Annotated in this window: 14 protein-coding genes, 9 tRNA genes and 4 rRNA genes (1 of these 27 only partly in view); all 27 read left to right on the forward strand. The window is 46.9% G+C overall.

What is annotated here, in order from left to right; genetic code table 11:
• The first annotated feature begins 71 nt into the window (after positions 1-71).
• Complete coding sequence (ftsH, locus tag NYE22_RS00415) at positions 72-1,985, forward strand: ATP-dependent zinc metalloprotease FtsH (RefSeq protein WP_003243881.1); 1,914 nt, start codon at positions 72-74, stop codon at positions 1,983-1,985.
• A gap of 194 nt (positions 1,986-2,179) precedes the next feature.
• Positions 2,180-2,956, forward strand: coding sequence for a type III pantothenate kinase (locus NYE22_RS00420; RefSeq protein WP_010886388.1), 777 nt, complete (start codon positions 2,180-2,182; stop codon positions 2,954-2,956).
• An 11-nt stretch (positions 2,957-2,967) separates the two neighbouring features.
• Positions 2,968-3,843 carry a redox-regulated molecular chaperone HslO gene (gene hslO, locus NYE22_RS00425; protein WP_038827649.1) on the forward strand — a complete coding sequence of 292 codons (876 nt, stop codon included), beginning with the start codon at positions 2,968-2,970 and terminating at the stop codon, positions 3,841-3,843.
• Positions 3,844-3,889: 46 nt separating this feature from the next.
• Entirely contained in the window at positions 3,890-4,783 is an 894-nt protein-coding gene (locus tag NYE22_RS00430; RefSeq protein ID WP_276354926.1) for a peptidyl-prolyl cis-trans isomerase, read from the forward strand.
• A 75-nt stretch (positions 4,784-4,858) separates the two neighbouring features.
• A complete protein-coding gene (gene cysK, locus NYE22_RS00435; protein WP_342412227.1) occupies positions 4,859-5,785 on the forward strand; it encodes a cysteine synthase A in 927 nt (308 codons plus the stop codon).
• 166 nt (positions 5,786-5,951) lie between these two features.
• Positions 5,952-7,364, forward strand: a complete 1,413-nt coding sequence (locus tag NYE22_RS00440; RefSeq protein ID WP_064672095.1) for an anthranilate synthase component I family protein — start codon at positions 5,952-5,954, stop codon at positions 7,362-7,364.
• Between the two features lie 13 nt (positions 7,365-7,377).
• The gene (gene pabA, locus NYE22_RS00445) at positions 7,378-7,962 is read left to right on the forward strand and encodes an aminodeoxychorismate/anthranilate synthase component II (protein WP_014475585.1); all 585 of its coding nucleotides are present in this window, start codon (positions 7,378-7,380) and stop codon (positions 7,960-7,962) included.
• Positions 7,962-8,843: an aminodeoxychorismate lyase gene (pabC, locus tag NYE22_RS00450; protein WP_342412761.1), complete on the forward strand. Its 882-nt coding sequence runs from the start codon at positions 7,962-7,964 to the stop codon at positions 8,841-8,843. Before pabA ends, pabC begins: the two co-directional genes overlap by 1 nt.
• On the forward strand, positions 8,825-9,682 hold the full coding sequence (gene folP, locus NYE22_RS00455) for a dihydropteroate synthase (protein WP_161621067.1): 858 nt from the start codon (positions 8,825-8,827) through the stop codon (positions 9,680-9,682). Before pabC ends, folP begins: the two co-directional genes overlap by 19 nt.
• The gene (folB, locus tag NYE22_RS00460; protein ID WP_161619749.1) at positions 9,675-10,037 is read left to right on the forward strand and encodes a dihydroneopterin aldolase; all 363 of its coding nucleotides are present in this window, start codon (positions 9,675-9,677) and stop codon (positions 10,035-10,037) included. The genes folP and folB overlap by 8 nt, the downstream gene beginning before the upstream one ends.
• Positions 10,034-10,537 (forward strand): 2-amino-4-hydroxy-6-hydroxymethyldihydropteridine diphosphokinase, encoded by a 504-nt coding sequence (folK, locus tag NYE22_RS00465; RefSeq protein ID WP_003242690.1) that lies wholly within the window; start codon positions 10,034-10,036, stop codon positions 10,535-10,537. Before folB ends, folK begins: the two co-directional genes overlap by 4 nt.
• The gene (locus tag NYE22_RS00470; RefSeq protein WP_003226678.1) at positions 10,489-10,698 is read left to right on the forward strand and encodes a helix-turn-helix transcriptional regulator; all 210 of its coding nucleotides are present in this window, start codon (positions 10,489-10,491) and stop codon (positions 10,696-10,698) included. The genes folK and NYE22_RS00470 overlap by 49 nt, the downstream gene beginning before the upstream one ends.
• A gap of 23 nt (positions 10,699-10,721) precedes the next feature.
• On the forward strand, positions 10,722-11,723 hold the full coding sequence (gene dusB / locus NYE22_RS00475; RefSeq protein WP_342412228.1) for a tRNA dihydrouridine synthase DusB: 1,002 nt from the start codon (positions 10,722-10,724) through the stop codon (positions 11,721-11,723).
• Positions 11,724-11,814: 91 nt separating this feature from the next.
• Entirely contained in the window at positions 11,815-13,314 is a 1,500-nt protein-coding gene (gene lysS / locus NYE22_RS00480) for a lysine--tRNA ligase (RefSeq protein ID WP_003226674.1), read from the forward strand.
• 374 nt (positions 13,315-13,688) lie between these two features.
• Positions 13,689-15,238, forward strand: a 16S ribosomal RNA gene (locus tag NYE22_RS00485).
• 170 nt (positions 15,239-15,408) lie between these two features.
• Positions 15,409-18,336, forward strand: a 23S ribosomal RNA gene (locus NYE22_RS00490).
• A 55-nt stretch (positions 18,337-18,391) separates the two neighbouring features.
• Positions 18,392-18,507: ribosomal RNA gene (rrf, locus tag NYE22_RS00495) — 5S ribosomal RNA — on the forward strand.
• 22 nt (positions 18,508-18,529) lie between these two features.
• Positions 18,530-18,605, forward strand: a tRNA-Val gene (locus NYE22_RS00500).
• A 4-nt stretch (positions 18,606-18,609) separates the two neighbouring features.
• Positions 18,610-18,685 (forward strand) — tRNA-Thr (locus tag NYE22_RS00505).
• A 36-nt stretch (positions 18,686-18,721) separates the two neighbouring features.
• Positions 18,722-18,797: transfer RNA gene (locus NYE22_RS00510), tRNA-Lys, on the forward strand.
• 6 nt (positions 18,798-18,803) lie between these two features.
• Positions 18,804-18,886: transfer RNA gene (locus tag NYE22_RS00515), tRNA-Leu, on the forward strand.
• Positions 18,887-18,926: 40 nt separating this feature from the next.
• Positions 18,927-19,001: transfer RNA gene (locus NYE22_RS00520), tRNA-Gly, on the forward strand.
• Between the two features lie 14 nt (positions 19,002-19,015).
• Positions 19,016-19,101 (forward strand) — tRNA-Leu (locus NYE22_RS00525).
• A gap of 9 nt (positions 19,102-19,110) precedes the next feature.
• A tRNA-Arg gene (locus NYE22_RS00530) sits at positions 19,111-19,187 on the forward strand.
• A 27-nt stretch (positions 19,188-19,214) separates the two neighbouring features.
• Positions 19,215-19,291: transfer RNA gene (locus NYE22_RS00535), tRNA-Pro, on the forward strand.
• 8 nt (positions 19,292-19,299) lie between these two features.
• Positions 19,300-19,375 (forward strand) — tRNA-Ala (locus NYE22_RS00540).
• Positions 19,376-19,545: 170 nt separating this feature from the next.
• Positions 19,546-21,075 (forward strand): 16S ribosomal RNA (locus NYE22_RS00545) (it continues 20 nt past the right edge of the window).
• Together the 16S, 23S and 5S rRNA genes with 9 tRNA genes alongside form the textbook arrangement of a ribosomal RNA operon.

A 21,075-nucleotide genomic window follows, 5' to 3' on the forward strand; every position in this document is an offset into this window, starting at 1 on the left:
TTGTTTGTATTGGAATGATTTTCTATGGTACTATTGAACATAGTTGTGCTTACTGTGGGAGGAGGTAAGGAATGAATCGGGTCTTCCGTAATACCATTTTTTATTTACTTATTTTATTAGTAGTAATCGGGGTTGTGAGCTACTTCCAGACCTCAAATCCGAAAACAGAAAATATGTCGTACAGTACGTTCATCAAAAACCTGGATGACGGGAAAGTTGATAGCGTATCGGTTCAGCCTGTCAGAGGTGTTTATGAGGTAAAAGGGCAGCTGAAAAACTACGACAAAGATCAATACTTTTTGACTCATGTTCCTGAAGGAAAGGGAGCAGACCAGATATTTAACGCTTTGAAAAAGACAGACGTAAAGGTTGAGCCCGCGCAAGAAACAAGCGGATGGGTGACGTTCCTGACGACCATCATCCCATTTGTCATTATCTTTATTCTGTTTTTCTTCCTGCTCAATCAGGCTCAAGGCGGCGGCAGCCGTGTCATGAACTTTGGCAAGAGTAAAGCGAAGCTGTATACAGAGGAAAAGAAACGCGTCAAATTTAAAGACGTTGCAGGGGCTGACGAAGAAAAGCAAGAACTTGTTGAAGTTGTTGAGTTTCTGAAAGATCCCCGCAAGTTTGCCGAGCTCGGCGCCAGAATACCGAAAGGCGTGCTTTTAGTCGGACCTCCGGGTACCGGTAAAACATTGCTTGCCAAGGCTTGTGCAGGAGAAGCCGGCGTACCTTTCTTCAGCATCAGCGGATCTGATTTCGTTGAAATGTTTGTAGGGGTCGGTGCTTCCCGTGTGCGTGACTTGTTTGAAAATGCGAAAAAGAATGCGCCTTGTTTGATCTTCATTGATGAAATTGACGCAGTCGGACGCCAGCGTGGCGCTGGTCTCGGCGGTGGACACGATGAACGTGAACAGACGCTAAACCAATTGCTTGTTGAAATGGACGGATTCAGCGCTAATGAAGGAATTATCATCATTGCTGCGACGAACCGTGCGGACATCTTGGACCCAGCCTTACTTCGTCCGGGACGTTTTGACCGTCAAATTACAGTGGACCGTCCAGATGTCATTGGCCGTGAAGCTGTATTGAAAGTCCATGCGAGAAACAAACCGCTGGATGAAACGGTTAACCTAAAATCAATTGCCATGAGAACACCAGGCTTCTCGGGCGCTGACTTAGAAAACCTCTTGAATGAAGCTGCGCTTGTAGCGGCTCGTCAAAACAAGAAAAAAATCGATGCGCGTGATATTGACGAAGCGACGGACCGTGTAATTGCCGGACCCGCTAAGAAGAGCCGCGTTATCTCCAAGAAAGAACGCAATATCGTGGCTTATCACGAAGGCGGACACACCGTTATCGGTCTCGTTTTAGATGAGGCAGATATGGTTCATAAAGTAACGATTGTTCCTCGGGGCCAGGCTGGCGGTTATGCTGTTATGCTGCCAAGAGAAGACCGTTATTTCCAAACAAAGCCGGAGCTGCTTGATAAAATTGTCGGCCTCTTGGGCGGACGTGTTGCTGAAGAGATTATCTTCGGTGAAGTCAGCACAGGGGCGCACAATGACTTCCAGCGTGCGACGAATATTGCAAGACGAATGGTTACGGAATTCGGTATGTCAGAAAAACTGGGACCGTTGCAATTTGGACAGTCTCAGGGCGGTCAGGTATTCTTAGGCCGTGATTTCAACAACGAACAGAACTACAGTGATCAAATCGCTTACGAAATTGATCAGGAAATTCAGCGCATCATCAAAGAATGTTATGAGCGTGCGAAACAAATCCTGACTGAAAATCGTGACAAGCTTGAATTGATTGCCCAAACGCTTCTGAAAGTTGAAACGCTTGACGCTGAACAAATCAAACACCTTATCGATCATGGAACATTACCTGAGCGTAATTTCTCAGATGATGAAAAGAACGATGATGTGAAAGTAAACATTCTGACAAAAACAGAAGAAAAGAAAGACGATACGAAAGAGTAATTCGCTTTCTTTCTAAAAAAACTGCCGGCTGACGCTGGCAGTTTTTTTATGTAAATGATGTGCTCAGGTGCGGCTTTTACAATCATCCAATTCTGGTATCGATTTGTTTACAAATGAGCCGCTGATCGTGTATGGTATTGTAGAATGTTTGTAAAAAGTAAAGTAGAGAAACTATTCAAAAGTGGTGATAGAGGTTGTTACTGGTTATCGATGTGGGGAACACCAATACTGTACTTGGTGTATATCATGATGGAAAATTAGAATATCACTGGCGTATAGAAACAAGCAGGCATAAAACAGAAGATGAGTTTGGGATGATTTTGCGCTCCTTATTTGATCACTCCGGGCTTATGTTTGAACAGATAGATGGCATTATTATTTCGTCAGTAGTGCCGCCAATCATGTTTGCGTTAGAAAGAATGTGCACAAAATACTTTCATATCGAGCCGCAAATTGTTGGTCCAGGTATGAAAACCGGTTTAAATATAAAATATGATAATCCGAAAGAAGTGGGGGCAGACAGAATCGTAAATGCTGTCGCTGCGATACACTTGTACGGCAATCCATTAATTGTTGTCGATTTCGGAACCGCCACAACGTACTGCTATATTGATGAAAACAAACAATACATGGGCGGGGCGATTGCCCCTGGGATTACAATTTCGACAGAGGCGCTTTACTCGCGTGCAGCAAAGCTTCCGCGTATCGAAATCACCCGGCCCGACAATATTATCGGAAAAAACACTGTTAGCGCGATGCAATCTGGGATTTTATTTGGCTATGTCGGCCAAGTGGAAGGAATCGTTAAGCGAATGAAATGGCAGGCAAAACAGGAACCAAAGGTCATTGCGACAGGAGGCCTGGCGCCGCTTATTGCGAACGAATCAGATTGTATAGACATCGTTGATCCATTCTTAACCCTAAAAGGGCTGGAATTGATTTATGAAAGAAACCGCGTAGGAAGTGTATAGGAGGTTTAGTAATGGATTATTTAGTAAAAGCACTTGCGTATGACGGAAAAGTTCGGGCTTATGCAGCGAGAACGACTGATATGGTAAATGAGGGGCAGAGACGCCATGGTACGTGGCCGACAGCGTCCGCTGCATTGGGCCGCACAATGACAGCTTCACTTATGCTCGGCGCTATGCTGAAGGGCGATGATAAGCTGACCGTGAAAATCGAGGGCGGAGGTCCGATCGGAGCTATTGTAGCTGATGCCAATGCCAAAGGAGAAGTCAGAGCCTATGTCTCTAACCCGCAAGTTCATTTTGATTTAAATGAACAAGGCAAGCTTGATGTCAGACGTGCGGTTGGAACAAACGGAACGTTAAGTGTCGTAAAAGATTTAGGTTTGCGCGAGTTCTTCACAGGACAAGTAGAAATCGTTTCAGGAGAATTAGGCGATGATTTCACTTACTATCTTGTATCATCTGAGCAGGTTCCTTCATCAGTGGGCGTAGGTGTGCTCGTGAATCCTGACAATACCATTCTTGCGGCAGGGGGCTTTATTATTCAGCTGATGCCGGGAACAGATGATGAAACAATCACAAAAATTGAACAGCGTCTATCTCAAGTAGAGCCGATTTCTAAGCTCATCCAAAAAGGGCTGACACCAGAAGAAATTTTAGAAGAAGTCCTAGGCGAGAAACCTGAGATTTTGGAAACGATGCCTGTCAGATTCCATTGCGCTTGTTCAAAAGAACGGTTCGAAACAGCCATTTTAGGACTAGGCAAAAAAGAAATTCAAGATATGATAGAAGAAGATGGACAAGCCGAAGCAGTATGCCATTTTTGTAATGAAAAGTACTTATTTACAAAAGAAGAGCTGGAAGGGCTTCGTGACCAAACTACCCGCTAAGCTCTTTAGCGGGTTTTTAATTTGAGAAAAGGGGCTGAAAGCAGGTTTGAAATCAAGAACAATCTGGACCATTATTTTAGGGGCGCTGTTGGTTTGCTGTATTGCTGTTGCATATACGCTGACGAAATCCCAAGCCGGCGCATCGTCATCCGGTGAGTCTATTGCGACTATCGGGGGCAAGAGTGTGACAAGAGAAGAATGGCTAAAAGAAATGGAAGATCAGTATGGTAAGTCAACGCTTGAAGATATGATCAATGTCCGAGTTGTTGAGCAGCTGGCTAAAAAGAACAACCTTAAAATATCCAAAAGCGAAGTTGATCGTGAGTTTTTGCTGATTAAAGCGGTCAATAATTCCTTTTACGAAGATGAACATACGACGGAGAAAGAGTGGAAAGACCAAATTCGTTATAATATCCTCCTTGAGGAATTGTTAACAAGGGATATCGATATCTCAAACAAAGAATTGGAATCATTCTATAATAAAAATAAGGAACTATATCAGTTTGATGATTCGTATCGAATTCGGCACATTGTTGTAAAAGATGAAGAAGAAGCGAGAGAAGTCCTGAAAGAACTGAAAGGCGGATCAAGCTTTGAAGCAGTCGCTGCCGAAAGATCCACTGACAGATATACATCACCATACGGCGGAGATTTAGGTTTTGTCACAGAGGCATCAGACAACATTCCATCAGCATACATTGAAGAGGCGAAAACACTCAAAGAGGATGAATGGTCTCAGGAACCAATAAAGATCAGCAACGGATATGCCATTATCCAGCTGAAAGAAAAACTAAAGGCAAGAACGTTCTCATTTGATGAAGTAAAGGGCCAGATCAGACGGCAAATCGCAATGGATCAGCTAGGTGATAAAGCGACAGTTAAGACACTTTGGAAAGAAGCCGATGTATCTTGGTTTTATGGGGAAAAAAGTACTAAGTGATTGACAAAAAATTTTGAAATTGATAGATTATATACATAATACCAATACAAATAGTCGGAAATTGAGGTGTCGAGAATGGTACGTGTAGCAAACTCCATTATTGAATTAATTGGGAATACGCCAATCGTTAAATTAAATCGCCTTGCAGATGAAAACAGTGCGGATGTATATCTAAAACTTGAATACATGAACCCTGGAAGCAGTGTAAAAGATCGTATCGGTTTGGCCATGATTGAAGCTGCTGAAAAAGAAGGAAAATTAAAAGCCGGTGATACAATCATTGAACCGACAAGCGGAAATACTGGAATCGGGCTTGCAATGGTTGCTGCTGCTAAAGGATTAAAAGCCATTTTGGTTATGCCTGATACAATGAGCATGGAGCGCCGCAACCTTCTTCGCGCATACGGTGCTGAACTTGTGCTGACTCCTGGTGCGGAAGGCATGAAAGGCGCCATTAAGAAAGCTGAAGAGCTTGCTGAAAAGCACGGATACTTTGTGCCGCAGCAGTTTAACAACCCTTCTAACCCAGAAATTCACCGCCAAACAACTGGTAAAGAAATCGTTGAGCAATTCGGTGATGACCAGCTTGACGCATTTGTAGCCGGAATCGGAACGGGCGGAACGATTACGGGAGCGGGTGAAGTGCTGAAGGAAGCATACCCTTCCATCAAGATTTACGCTGTTGAACCGTCAGATTCCCCAGTGCTTTCAGGAGGAAAACCAGGCCCCCACAAAATTCAGGGAATCGGAGCTGGATTCGTGCCGGACATCTTAAACACTGAAGTATATGATGAAATCTTCCCTGTGAAGAATGAAGAAGCATTCGAATATGCCCGCAGAGCTGCACGTGAAGAAGGAATTCTCGGAGGCATCTCATCAGGTGCGGCAATTTATGCTGCTCTTCAAGTAGCAAAAAAACTCGGAAAAGGCAAAAAAGTATTGGCCATCATTCCAAGTAACGGCGAACGTTATTTAAGCACGCCGCTGTATCAATTCGATTAAAAAAAGCCAAAACTCCCGGTCCGCCGGGAGTTTTTTTATATTTCGTGCATCAAATATGCCATGTCTGCGACGAATGTTATTCTTGGAAGAGAAATTCACTTTTTTCACTAACAACATTGCTTTACAATTAAAAACAAGTAAAAAAGAAAATAGAGGAATGATACAAATGGCACAACGCAGACCGGCAGGCAAAAAAGTACCTTTTCAAAAAGACTCATTCTTACAACAATTTGAGAAACTTGCGCAATCCCGGAAACATCATGTACTTCTCGAAAGTGCAAGAGGCGGCAGATATAGTATAGCCGGTCTTGATCCAATTGCGACTGTGAAAGGAAAAGACGGAATAACTACAATTAAGCATGGTGATGAGATGCTGTTTAAAGAAGGTGATCCATTACGGGCCTTCCACAGCTGGTTTAAAACGCTGGAAACAGAAACGAATCATGAGTTCCCTGACTTTCAAGGCGGGGCAATCGGGTTTCTCAGCTATGATTACGCACGGTACATTGAAAATTTTAAAATGCTCTCATTAGATGATCTAGAAACACCAGATATTTATTTTCTTGTTTTTGATGATATAGCAGTTTATGACCATCAAGAAGAGTCTCTATGGCTGATTACTCATGTTAATGGTTCTGATCATGAAACAGCGGATGTGAAGCTATCTGAGTTAGAGCAGATGTGGCTGACTGAGCTTCCCGCTGTCTCTTCGCGAGAGATGAACCCTGAAACAGATGGTTCTTTCGCGGCGCCATTTACCGAGGATGGGTTCTCACAAGCTGTAGAGAAAATCAAACAATACATTGCCAGCGGAGATGTGTTTCAAGTCAATCTATCAATAAGGCAGTCACAGTCACTGTCTGTCCACCCATATCAAATTTACAAAACCTTGAGAGAAGTAAATCCTTCTCCTTATATGGCGTATTTAGAAACACCTGATTTTCAGATCATTTGCGGATCGCCTGAACTGCTTGTCAGCAAAAAGGGCAAGCTATTAGAGACGAGACCGATTGCGGGCACCCGTTCCAGAGGGAAAACAAATGAAGAAGACGAGGCGCTTGCAAACGAATTGATACACAATGAAAAAGAACGCGCGGAACATGTCATGCTGGTTGATCTTGAGCGAAATGATCTGGGAAGAGTATCACGTTACGGGTCTGTGCGCGTAAATGAATTCATGGCAATTGAAAAATACTCGCATGTGATGCACATTGTGTCTAATGTCCAAGGTGAACTGCAGGATGGGTATGACGCTGTAGATATTATTCATGCTGTGTTTCCCGGAGGAACCATTACTGGTGCACCGAAAGTAAGAACGATGGAAATTATAGAAGAACTTGAGCCGACACGCCGAGGGCTTTATACTGGATCTATAGGATGGTTTGGATATAATCACGATCTGCAGTTTAATATCGTCATTCGAACCATTTATGCAACCGGAGGGCAGGCATTTATGCAGTCCGGCGCAGGAGTTGTGATTGATTCTGTTCCGAAGCACGAATACAAGGAATCATTCAAAAAAGCTTTTGCGATGCAAAGAGCATTAGAGCTGAGCAAAGAAGAGACAAAAATTAGATGAGGTGAGCGGAGAAATGATTTTAATGATTGATAACTACGATTCATTCACGTACAACTTGGTACAGTATTTGGGCGAGCTTGGGGAAGAGCTGGTTGTGAAACGCAATGACAGCATCACAATCGAAGAAATTGAAGAACTGTCTCCGGACTTTCTGATGATATCTCCCGGACCGTGCAGCCCTGATGAGGCGGGAATCAGTCTCGAAGCAATTAAACATTTCGCAGGGAAAATTCCTATTTTCGGTGTATGTCTCGGACATCAGTCCATCGCACAAGTGTTCGGCGGTGATGTTGTTAGGGCAGAACGGCTTATGCACGGGAAAACCTCGGATATCGAGCATGACGGCAAGACCATTTTTGAAGGGTTGAAAAACCCCCTTGTTGCGACGCGATACCACTCGCTGATCGTAAAACCTGAGACGCTGCCAAGCTGTTTTACAGTAACAGCACAAACGAAAGAAGGAGAAATCATGGCTATTCGCCACAATGACCTCCCGATAGAGGGCGTGCAATTTCACCCAGAGTCTATTATGACCTCCTTTGGGAAAGAAATGCTCAGAAATTTTATTGAGACATATCGCAAGGAAGTTATTGCGTGATGATATATGTGAACGGCCGGTATATGGAGGAGAAAGATGCAGTTCTTTCTCCTTTTGACCATGGGTTTTTATATGGGATCGGTGTTTTCGAAACCTTCAGGCTCTACGAAGGCTGTCCGTTTTTGCTTGATTGGCATATAGAAAGGCTTGAACGAGCGCTTAAGGACCTGCAAATCGAATATACTGTTTCAAAGCATGAGATCCTTGAGATGCTGGACAAGCTGCTTAAGCTAAATAATATCAAGGATGGCAATGCCCGCGTCAGACTGAACATATCAGCGGGGATCAGCGATAAAGGCTTTGTCGCCCAGACGTACGATAAGCCGACCATTTTATGCTTTGTGAATCAGCTGAAACCAGAAAACCTTCCTTTGCAAAAAGAAGGGAAGGTTTTATCGATACGGAGAAACACTCCTGAGGGATCGTTCCGGTTAAAATCTCATCATTATCTAAATAATATGTATGCGAAACGGGAAATTGGAAATGATCCGCGTGTCGAGGGAATTTTCTTAACGGAGGATGGAGTTGTTGCAGAGGGTATCATATCTAATGTCTTCTGGAGAAAAGGTCGCTGTATCTATACGCCATCGCTTGATACCGGTATTCTGGACGGCGTCACGAGACGTTTTATCATAGAAAATGCAAAGAATATCGGCCTGGAGCTCAAAACGGGCCGATATGAGCTAGAAGCTCTCTTGACAGCTGACGAAGCGTGGATGACGAACTCGGTTCTTGAAATCATCCCGTTTACTAAAATAGAAGAAGTAAACTATGGAAGCCAAAGCGGAGAAGCAACCTCCGCTCTTCAATTGTTATACAAAAAAGAAATAAAGAACATGATGTATGAAAAGGGAGGAAGAGCATGGCGCAGCACACAATAGATCAAACACAAGTAATCCACACTAAGCCCAGCGCTTTATCATATAAAGAGAAGACGCTGGTGATGGGAATTTTAAACGTAACGCCTGACTCTTTCTCGGACGGCGGAAAATATGACAGCTTGGACAAGGCGCTGCTGCACGCGGAAGAGATGATCGATGATGGTGCCCATATCATTGATATCGGAGGGGAATCGACAAGGCCTGGCGCTGAGTGCGTATCTGAGGATGAGGAGATGTCCAGAGTCATTCCGGTGATTGAGCGGATTACGAAAGAGCTTGGTGTTCCTATTTCTGTAGACACGTACAAGGCTTCTGTCGCAGATGAAGCAGTGAAAGCCGGTGCATCCATTATCAATGATATTTGGGGAGCCAAACATGATCCGAAGATGGCTTCCGTTGCAGCTGATCATAATGTTCCAATTGTTCTCATGCATAACCGCCCTGAAAGAAACTACAATGACTTATTGCCGGATATGCTGTCGGACTTAATGGAGAGTGTAAAAATTGCTGTTGAGGCCGGAGTAGACGAGAAGAACATTATTCTTGATCCCGGTATCGGTTTCGCGAAAACCTATCACGATAACTTGGCAGTGATGAACAAACTAGAGATTTTCAGCGGATTGGGATATCCGGTTCTTCTGGCAACCTCCCGAAAAAGATTCATCGGACGTGTTCTGGATCTTCCGCCTGAGGAGCGGGCTGAGGGCACAGGCGCGACTGTGTGTCTCGGCATTCAAAAAGGCTGTGACATTGTCAGGGTCCATGATGTAAAGCAAATTGCCAGAATGGCGAAAATGATGGACGCGATGCTGAATAAGGGAGGGGTGCACCATGGATAAAGTTTATGTAGAAGGTATGGAGTTTTACGGATATCACGGTGTGTTCAAAGAGGAAAACAAACTTGGCCAGCGGTTTAAAGTCGATTTAACCGCTGAGCTGGATTTAAGCAAAGCCGGACAAACAGACGACCTTGAGCAAACGATCAACTATGCTGAGCTCTATCACGTATGTAAAGATATCGTGGAAGGGGAGCCTGTAAAATTGGTAGAAACGCTGGCGGAACGTATTGCTGGCATTGTTCTCGAAAAATTTCAGCCTGTTCAGCAATGTACGGTGAAAGTGATTAAGCCAGACCCGCCAATTCCCGGACACTATAAATCAGTAGCAATTGAAATTACGAGAAAAAAGTCATGAACAACATAGCTTATATTGCACTTGGATCTAATATTGGAGATAGAGAAACGTATTTAAGGCAAGCAGTGGCTTTACTGCATCAGCATGCTGCGGTGACAGTCACTAAAGTGTCGTCTATTTACGAAACTGACCCGGTCGGATACGAAGATCAAGCTCAATTTTTGAATATGGCTGTTGAAATCAAGACATCACTGAACCCTTTTGAACTCCTTGAACTGACGCAGCAGATAGAAAATGAATTAGGCAGAACAAGGGAAGTAAGATGGGGGCCGCGGACGGCAGACCTTGACATTTTGTTATTTAATCGTGAAAATATTGAAACAGAGCAACTAATTGTTCCGCATCCGAGAATGTATGAGCGTTTGTTTGTCCTTGCGCCGCTTGCGGAAATTTGCCAGCAGGTTGAAAAAGAGGCTACAAGCGCCGAAACAGACCAAGAAGGTGTAAGAGTATGGAAGCAGAAATCTGGGGTAGACGAATTCGTGCATTCAGAAAGCTGAAAGGTTATACTCAAGAAGGATTTGCAAAAGCATTAGGTATATCAGTTTCTATTCTCGGCGAAATTGAACGCGGAAACCGATTGCCGTCAGCTGCCATCATTCAAGATGCAGCAGATGTTTTAAATATAAGTGCGGACGAATTGGCGCCGCCAGAAAAATAGAACAAATGAAAGGAGGAGAAAAATTGTTCAAAATCGGAGATATTCAATTGAAAAACCGGGTTGTGCTCGCACCTATGGCTGGTGTCTGCAACTCTGCGTTCAGATTGACTGTAAAGGAATTCGGAGCCGGATTGGTATGCGCTGAAATGGTCAGTGACAAAGCGATCCTTTACAACAATGCAAGAACAATGGGTATGCTTTATATTGATGAACGTGAGAAACCACTGAGCCTTCAAATTTTCGGAGGAAAAAAGGAAACCCTTGTGGAAGCGGCGAAGTTTGTAGACCAAAACACAACTGCTGATATCATTGATATTAACATGGGATGTCCCGTGCCGAAGATTACAAAATGCGATGCGGGAGCCAAATGGCTTCTCGATCCTGATAAGATTTACGAAATGGTTTCTGCAGTAGTGGATGCTGTTAATAAACCAGTTACAGTGAAAATGAGAATGGGCTGGGATGAAGACCACATTTTCGCAGTGAAAAATGCACAGGCTGTAGAACGTGCGGGCGGTAAAGCAGTTGCGCTTCACGGCCGTACGAGAGTGCAGATGTACGAAGGAACGGCAAACTGGGATATCATCAAAGAAGTAAAACAATCAGTATCGATTCCGGTTATCGGAAACGGCGATGTTAAGACACCGCAGGATGCTAAGCGTATGCTCGATGAGACAGGAGTAGACGGGGTCATGATCGGACGCGCTGCATTGGGCAACCCGTGGATGATTTACCGTACGGTTCAGTATCTTGAAACAGGTGAATTAAAAGAAGAGCCGCAAGTACGCGAAAAAATGGCCGTATGCAAACTGCATCTTGACCGCCTGATTGACTTAAAAGGTGAAACCGTAGCGGTAAGAGAAATGAGAAAGCATGCTGCATGGTATCTGAAAGGCGTGAAAGGCAATGCGAACGTTCGTAATGAAATCAATCATTGCGAGACGAGAGAAGAGTTTGTACAGCTTTTAGATGCATTTACGGTTGAAGTTGAGGCAAAAGAGCTTCAAAATGCAAAAGTAGGATAATACTCACCTCTATTTGCTGCTCACTGCTAGTTTTACGCTGGCAGTTTTTCTGCTTTTTTCATGAAACAATATCTGTAATGGAGTGATAACAATGAGTCAAGAAGAGCATAACCATGAAGAATTGAATGATCAGCTGCAAGTCAGACGCGATAAAATGAATCAGCTGAGAGATAACGGCATCGATCCATTCGGCGCACGTTTTGAAAGAACTCATCAGTCTCAAGAAGTTATTTCGGCATATCAAGATCTAACCAAAGAAGAGTTGGAAGAAAAAGCGATTGAAGTTACAATCGCAGGCCGCATGATGACAAAACGCGGCAAAGGAAAAGCCGGCTTTGCCCATCTTCAGGATTTAGAAGGCCAAATCCAAATCTACGTAAGAAAAGACAGTGTCGGTGACGACCAATATGAAATCTTCAAGTCTTCTGACCTCGGTGATCTTATCGGCGTAACCGGAAAAGTCTTCAAAACAAATGTAGGCGAATTGTCTGTTAAAGCAACTTCCTTTGAATTGCTGACAAAAGCGCTTCGTCCGCTTCCTGACAAATACCATGGTTTAAAAGACGTTGAGCAGCGCTACCGTCAGCGCTACCTGGATCTTATCGTAAACCCAGACAGCAAACATACGTTTATTACACGAAGCAAGATCATTCAAGCTATGAGAAGATACCTTGATGATCATGGATACTTAGAAGTAGAAACACCTACAATGCACAGCATTCCTGGGGGAGCTTCTGCACGTCCGTTTATCACTCACCACAACGCGTTAGACATTCCACTCTATATGCGTATTGCTATCGAACTGCACCTAAAACGTCTAATTGTCGGCGGTTTAGAAAAAGTATATGAAATCGGCCGTGTTTTCCGTAACGAAGGTGTCTCTACACGACATAACCCTGAATTTACAATGATTGAGTTATATGAAGCATATGCGGACTATAAAGATATCATGAGCTTAACTGAAAACCTTGTCGCTCATATCGCCCAAGAAGTGCTTGGCACAACTACGATTCAATACGGGGAAGAGCAAATCGACCTTAAACCGGAGTGGAAAAGAATCCATATGGTTGACGCAGTCAAAGAAGCGACCGGCGTTGATTTCTGGGAAGAGGTTACTGTTGAACAGGCGCGTGAATATGCAAAAGAACATGGAGTAGAAATTAAAGACTCTATGACAGTAGGCCATATCATCAACGAATTCTTCGAACAAAAAATTGAAGAAACGCTTATTCAGCCAACGTTTATTTACGGGCATCCTGTAGAAATTTCTCCTCTTGCTAAGAAAAACCCTGAGGACCCGCGTTTTACAGACCGTTTTGAGCTGTTTATCGTTGGCCGTGAACATGCCAACGCGTTTACAGAGCTGAATGATCCTATTGATCAAAGAGAACGCTTTGAAGCGCAATTAAAAGAGCGTGAAGCCGGTAATGATGAAGCTCATCTAATGGATGAAGACTTTGTTGAAGCTCTGGAATACGGTATGCCGCCAACAGGAGGTTTAGGCATCGGTATCGACCGTCTGGTTATGCTGCTGACGAATGCCCCTTCTATTCGCGATGTGCTGTTATTCCCGCAAATGAGACAACGCTAATAAAGAAGAGCGGTATCCTCCATAGAGAAAGGATGCCGCTCTTTTTAAATTCCTTAGTATTTCTTCAAAAAAACTATTGCACTATTATTTACTAGGTGGTATATTATTATTCGTTGCCGCTAAACAAGGCGATAACGAAAAAAAGAACTTCAAAAAAAGTTATTGACTTCACTGAGTCAACGAGTTATAATAATAAAGTCGCTTGAACGAAGTGAACAAAATGATCTTTGAAAACTAAACAAGACAAAACGTACCTGTTAATTCAGTTTTTAAAAATCGCACAGCGATGTGCGTAGTCAGTCAAACTAGGGCCTGCACGATGCAGGTCACACAGGTGTCGCCGCAGGATGCGGTGAACTTAACCTGTGATCCATTTATCGGAGAGTTTGATCCTGGCTCAGGACGAACGCTGGCGGCGTGCCTAATACATGCAAGTCGAGCGGACAGATGGGAGCTTGCTCCCTGATGTTAGCGGCGGACGGGTGAGTAACACGTGGGTAACCTGCCTGTAAGACTGGGATAACTCCGGGAAACCGGGGCTAATACCGGATGGTTGTTTGAACCGCATGGTTCAAACATAAAAGGTGGCTTCGGCTACCACTTACAGATGGACCCGCGGCGCATTAGCTAGTTGGTGAGGTAACGGCTCACCAAGGCGACGATGCGTAGCCGACCTGAGAGGGTGATCGGCCACACTGGGACTGAGACACGGCCCAGACTCCTACGGGAGGCAGCAGTAGGGAATCTTCCGCAATGGACGAAAGTCTGACGGAGCAACGCCGCGTGAGTGATGAAGGTTTTCGGATCGTAAAGCTCTGTTGTTAGGGAAGAACAAGTACCGTTCGAATAGGGCGGTACCTTGACGGTACCTAACCAGAAAGCCACGGCTAACTACGTGCCAGCAGCCGCGGTAATACGTAGGTGGCAAGCGTTGTCCGGAATTATTGGGCGTAAAGGGCTCGCAGGCGGTTTCTTAAGTCTGATGTGAAAGCCCCCGGCTCAACCGGGGAGGGTCATTGGAAACTGGGGAACTTGAGTGCAGAAGAGGAGAGTGGAATTCCACGTGTAGCGGTGAAATGCGTAGAGATGTGGAGGAACACCAGTGGCGAAGGCGACTCTCTGGTCTGTAACTGACGCTGAGGAGCGAAAGCGTGGGGAGCGAACAGGATTAGATACCCTGGTAGTCCACGCCGTAAACGATGAGTGCTAAGTGTTAGGGGGTTTCCGCCCCTTAGTGCTGCAGCTAACGCATTAAGCACTCCGCCTGGGGAGTACGGTCGCAAGACTGAAACTCAAAGGAATTGACGGGGGCCCGCACAAGCGGTGGAGCATGTGGTTTAATTCGAAGCAACGCGAAGAACCTTACCAGGTCTTGACATCCTCTGACAATCCTAGAGATAGGACGTCCCCTTCGGGGGCAGAGTGACAGGTGGTGCATGGTTGTCGTCAGCTCGTGTCGTGAGATGTTGGGTTAAGTCCCGCAACGAGCGCAACCCTTGATCTTAGTTGCCAGCATTCAGTTGGGCACTCTAAGGTGACTGCCGGTGACAAACCGGAGGAAGGTGGGGATGACGTCAAATCATCATGCCCCTTATGACCTGGGCTACACACGTGCTACAATGGACAGAACAAAGGGCAGCGAAACCGCGAGGTTAAGCCAATCCCACAAATCTGTTCTCAGTTCGGATCGCAGTCTGCAACTCGACTGCGTGAAGCTGGAATCGCTAGTAATCGCGGATCAGCATGCCGCGGTGAATACGTTCCCGGGCCTTGTACACACCGCCCGTCACACCACGAGAGTTTGTAACACCCGAAGTCGGTGAGGTAACCTTTTAGGAGCCAGCCGCCGAAGGTGGGACAGATGATTGGGGTGAAGTCGTAACAAGGTAGCCGTATCGGAAGGTGCGGCTGGATCACCTCCTTTCTAAGGATATTATACGGAATATAAGACCTTGGGTCTTATAAACAGAACGTTCCCTGTCTTGTTTAGTTTTGAAGGATCATTCCTTCGAAACGTGTTCTTTGAAAACTAGATAACAGTAGACATCACATTCAATTAGTAACACAAGATATCACATAGTGATTCTTTTTAACGGTTAAGTTAGAAAGGGCGCACGGTGGATGCCTTGGCACTAGGAGCCGATGAAGGACGGGACGAACACCGATATGCTTCGGGGAGCTGTAAGCAAGCTTTGATCCGGAGATTTCCGAATGGGGAAACCCACCACTCGTAATGGAGTGGTATCCATATCTGAATTCATAGGATATGAGAAGGCAGACCCGGGGAACTGAAACATCTAAGTACCCGGAGGAAGAGAAAGCAAATGCGATTCCCTGAGTAGCGGCGAGCGAAACGGGATTAGCCCAAACCAAGAGGCTTGCCTCTTGGGGTTGTAGGACACTCTGTACGGAGTTACAAAAGAACGAGGTAGATGAAGAGGTCTGGAAAGGCCCGCCATAGGAGGTAACAGCCCTGTAGTCAAAACTTCGTTCTCTCCTGAGTGGATCCTGAGTACGGCGGAACACGTGAAATTCCGTCGGAATCCGGGAGGACCATCTCCCAAGGCTAAATACTCCCTAGTGACCGATAGTGAACCAGTACCGTGAGGGAAAGGTGAAAAGCACCCCGGAAGGGGAGTGAAAGAGATCCTGAAACCGTGTGCCTACAAGTAGTCAGAGCCCGTTAACGGGTGATGGCGTGCCTTTTGTAGAATGAACCGGCGAGTTACGATCCCGTGCAAGGTTAAGCAGAAGATGCGGAGCCGCAGCGAAAGCGAGTCTGAATAGGGCGCATGAGTACGTGGTCGTAGACCCGAAACCAGGTGATCTACCCATGTCCAGGGTGAAGTTCAGGTAACACTGAATGGAGGCCCGAACCCACGCACGTTGAAAAGTGCGGGGATGAGGTGTGGGTAGGGGTGAAATGCCAATCGAACCTGGAGATAGCTGGTTCTCTCCGAAATAGCTTTAGGGCTAGCCTCAAGGTAAGAGTCTTGGAGGTAGAGCACTGATTGGACTAGGGGCCCCTACCGGGTTACCGAATTCAGTCAAACTCCGAATGCCAATGACTTATCCTTGGGAGTCAGACTGCGAGTGATAAGATCCGTAGTCGAAAGGGAAACAGCCCAGACCGCCAGCTAAGGTCCCAAAGTATACGTTAAGTGGAAAAGGATGTGGAGTTGCTTAGACAACCAGGATGTTGGCTTAGAAGCAGCCACCATTTAAAGAGTGCGTAATAGCTCACTGGTCGAGTGACTCTGCGCCGAAAATGTACCGGGGCTAAACGTATCACCGAAGCTGCGGACTGTTCTTCGAACAGTGGTAGGAGAGCGTTCTAAGGGCTGTGAAGCCAGACCGGAAGGACTGGTGGAGCGCTTAGAAGTGAGAATGCCGGTATGAGTAGCGAAAGAGGGGTGAGAATCCCCTCCACCGAATGCCTAAGGTTTCCTGAGGAAGGCTCGTCCGCTCAGGGTTAGTCGGGACCTAAGCCGAGGCCGAAAGGCGTAGGCGATGGACAACAGGTTGATATTCCTGTACCACCTCCTCACCATTTGAGCAATGGGGGGACGCAGGAGGATAGGGTAAGCGCGGTATTGGATATCCGCGTCCAAGCAGTTAGGCTGGGAAATAGGCAAATCCGTTTCCCATAAGGCTGAGCTGTGATGGCGAGCGAAATATAGTAGCGAAGTTCCTGATTCCACACTGCCAAGAAAAGCCTCTAGCGAGGTGAGAGGTGCCCGTACCGCAAACCGACACAGGTAGGCGAGGAGAGAATCCTAAGGTGATCGAGAGAACTCTCGTTAAGGAACTCGGCAAAATGACCCCGTAACTTCGGGAGAAGGGGTGCTCTGTTAGGGTGCAAGCCCGAGAGAGCCGCAGTGAATAGGCCCAGGCGACTGTTTAGCAAAAACACAGGTCTCTGCGAAGCCGTAAGGCGAAGTATAGGGGCTGACGCCTGCCCGGTGCTGGAAGGTTAAGAGGAGCGCTTAGCGTAAGCGAAGGTGCGAATTGAAGCCCCAGTAAACGGCGGCCGTAACTATAACGGTCCTAAGGTAGCGAAATTCCTTGTCGGGTAAGTTCCGACCCGCACGAAAGGCGCAACGATCTGGGCACTGTCTCAACGAGAGACTCGGTGAAATTATAGTACCTGTGAAGATGCAGGTTACCCGCGACAGGACGGAAAGACCCCGTGGAGCTTTACTGCAGCCTGATATTGAATGTTGGTACAGCTTGTACAGGATAGGTAGGAGCCTTGGAAACCGGAGCGCCAGCTTCGGTGGAGGCATCGGTGGGATACTACCCTGGCTGTATTGACCTTCTAACCCGCCGCCCTTATCGGGCGGGGAGACAGTGTCAGGTGGGCAGTTTGACTGGGGCGGTCGCCTCCTAAAAGGTAACGGAGGCGCCCAAAGGTTCCCTCAGAATGGTTGGAAATCATTCGCAGAGTGTAAAGGCACAAGGGAGCTTGACTGCGAGACCTACAAGTCGAGCAGGGACGAAAGTCGGGCTTAGTGATCCGGTGGTTCCGCATGGAAGGGCCATCGCTCAACGGATAAAAGCTACCCCGGGGATAACAGGCTTATCTCCCCCAAGAGTCCACATCGACGGGGAGGTTTGGCACCTCGATGTCGGCTCATCGCATCCTGGGGCTGTAGTCGGTCCCAAGGGTTGGGCTGTTCGCCCATTAAAGCGGTACGCGAGCTGGGTTCAGAACGTCGTGAGACAGTTCGGTCCCTATCCGTCGCGGGCGCAGGAAATTTGAGAGGAGCTGTCCTTAGTACGAGAGGACCGGGATGGACGCACCGCTGGTGTACCAGTTGTTCTGCCAAGGGCATCGCTGGGTAGCTATGTGCGGACGGGATAAGTGCTGAAAGCATCTAAGCATGAAGCCCCCCTCAAGATGAGATTTCCCATTCCGCAAGGAAGTAAGATCCCTGAAAGATGATCAGGTTGATAGGTCTGAGGTGGAAGTGTGGCGACACATGGAGCTGACAGATACTAATCGATCGAGGACTTAACCATATTTTTGAATGATGTCACACCTGTTATCTAGTTTTGAGAGAACACTCTCAATTTGTTTGGTGGCGATAGCGAAGAGGTCACACCCGTTCCCATACCGAACACGGAAGTTAAGCTCTTCAGCGCCGATGGTAGTCGGGGGGTTCCCCCTGTGAGAGTAGGACGCCGCCAAGCAATTGCACGTTAGTGCAATTATGGAGGATTAGCTCAGCTGGGAGAGCATCTGCCTTACAAGCAGAGGGTCGGCGGTTCGAGCCCGTCATCCTCCACCATTATGCCGGTGTAGCTCAATTGGTAGAGCAACTGACTTGTAATCAGTAGGTTGGGGGTTCAAGTCCTCTTGCCGGCACCACTTTTATATGATATAATACTCAAGTCTCTTGTAGAAGAGCCATTAGCTCAGTTGGTAGAGCATCTGACTTTTAATCAGAGGGTCGAAGGTTCGAGTCCTTCATGGCTCACCATTTTACGCGGGTGTGGCGGAATTGGCAGACGCGCTAGACTTAGGATCTAGTGTCTTTATGACGTGGGGGTTCAAGTCCCTTCACCCGCATTATATAGGATAACAGTTAGAAAAACTGGACATCCTGTCTGCGGAAGTAGTTCAGTGGTAGAACACCACCTTGCCAAGGTGGGGGTCGCGGGTTCGAATCCCGTCTTCCGCTCCAACTATACCATCCACGCCGGGGTGGTGGAATTGGCAGACACACAGGACTTAAAATCCTGCGGTAGGTGACTACCGTGCCGGTTCAAGTCCGGCCCTCGGCATTATGTTTTGCGCCCGTAGCTCAATTGGATAGAGCGTTTGACTACGGATCAAAAGGTTAGGGGTTCGACTCCTCTCGGGCGCGCCATATCTTTTAATAGAATAGATGGGAAATCGGGAAGTAGCTCAGCTTGGTAGAGCACATGGTTTGGGACCATGGGGTCGCAGGTTCGAATCCTGTCTTCCCGACCATTTTTTATGGGGCCTTAGCTCAGCTGGGAGAGCGCCTGCTTTGCACGCAGGAGGTCAGCGGTTCGATCCCGCTAGGCTCCACCAAAAGTTTTTAAAAAGTTGTTGACTTTGAAGAAGTAACGTTGTATACTAAGAAAGTTGCTTTAACAAAGCAAGCAAACAAAATGATCTTTGAAAACTAAACAAGACAAAACGTACCTGTTAATTCAGTTTTTAAAAATCGCACAGCGATGTGCGTAGTCAGTCAAACTACTTTATCGGAGAGTTTGATCCTGGCTCAGGACGAACGCTGGCGGCGTGCCTAATACATGCAAGTCGAGCGGACAGATGGGAGCTTGCTCCCTGATGTTAGCGGCGGACGGGTGAGTAACACGTGGGTAACCTGCCTGTAAGACTGGGATAACTCCGGGAAACCGGGGCTAATACCGGATGGTTGTTTGAACCGCATGGTTCAAACATAAAAGGTGGCTTCGGCTACCACTTACAGATGGACCCGCGGCGCATTAGCTAGTTGGTGAGGTAACGGCTCACCAAGGCGACGATGCGTAGCCGACCTGAGAGGGTGATCGGCCACACTGGGACTGAGACACGGCCCAGACTCCTACGGGAGGCAGCAGTAGGGAATCTTCCGCAATGGACGAAAGTCTGACGGAGCAACGCCGCGTGAGTGATGAAGGTTTTCGGATCGTAAAGCTCTGTTGTTAGGGAAGAACAAGTACCGTTCGAATAGGGCGGTACCTTGACGGTACCTAACCAGAAAGCCACGGCTAACTACGTGCCAGCAGCCGCGGTAATACGTAGGTGGCAAGCGTTGTCCGGAATTATTGGGCGTAAAGGGCTCGCAGGCGGTTTCTTAAGTCTGATGTGAAAGCCCCCGGCTCAACCGGGGAGGGTCATTGGAAACTGGGGAACTTGAGTGCAGAAGAGGAGAGTGGAATTCCACGTGTAGCGGTGAAATGCGTAGAGATGTGGAGGAACACCAGTGGCGAAGGCGACTCTCTGGTCTGTAACTGACGCTGAGGAGCGAAAGCGTGGGGAGCGAACAGGATTAGATACCCTGGTAGTCCACGCCGTAAACGATGAGTGCTAAGTGTTAGGGGGTTTCCGCCCCTTAGTGCTGCAGCTAACGCATTAAGCACTCCGCCTGGGGAGTACGGTCGCAAGACTGAAACTCAAAGGAATTGACGGGGGCCCGCACAAGCGGTGGAGCATGTGGTTTAATTCGAAGCAACGCGAAGAACCTTACCAGGTCTTGACATCCTCTGACAATCCTAGAGATAGGACGTCCCCTTCGGGGGCAGAGTGACAGGTGGTGCATGGTTGTCGTCAGCTCGTGTCGTGAGATGTTGGGTTAAGTCCCGCAACGAGCGCAACCCTTGATCTTAGTTGCCAGCATTCAGTTGGGCACTCTAAGGTGACTGCCGGTGACAAACCGGAGGAAGGTGGGGATGACGTCAAATCATCATGCCCCTTATGACCTGGGCTACACACGTGCTACAATGGACAGAACAAAGGGCAGCGAAACCGCGAGGTTAAGCCAATCCCACAAATCTGTTCTCAGTTCGGATCGCAGTCTGCAACTCGACTGCGTGAAGCTGGAATCGCTAGTAATCGCGGATCAGCATGCCGCGGTGAATACGTTCCCGGGCCTTGTACACACCGCCCGTCACACCACGAGAGTTTGTAACACCCGAAGTCGGTGAGGTAACCTTTTAGGAGCCAGCCGCCGAAGGTGGGACAGATGATTGGGGTGAAGTCGTAACAAGGTAGCCGTATCGGAAGGT

Source organism: Bacillus sp. FSL K6-1560, assembly GCF_038592935.1.
GTDB lineage: Bacteria > Bacillota > Bacilli > Bacillales > Bacillaceae > Bacillus > Bacillus subtilis.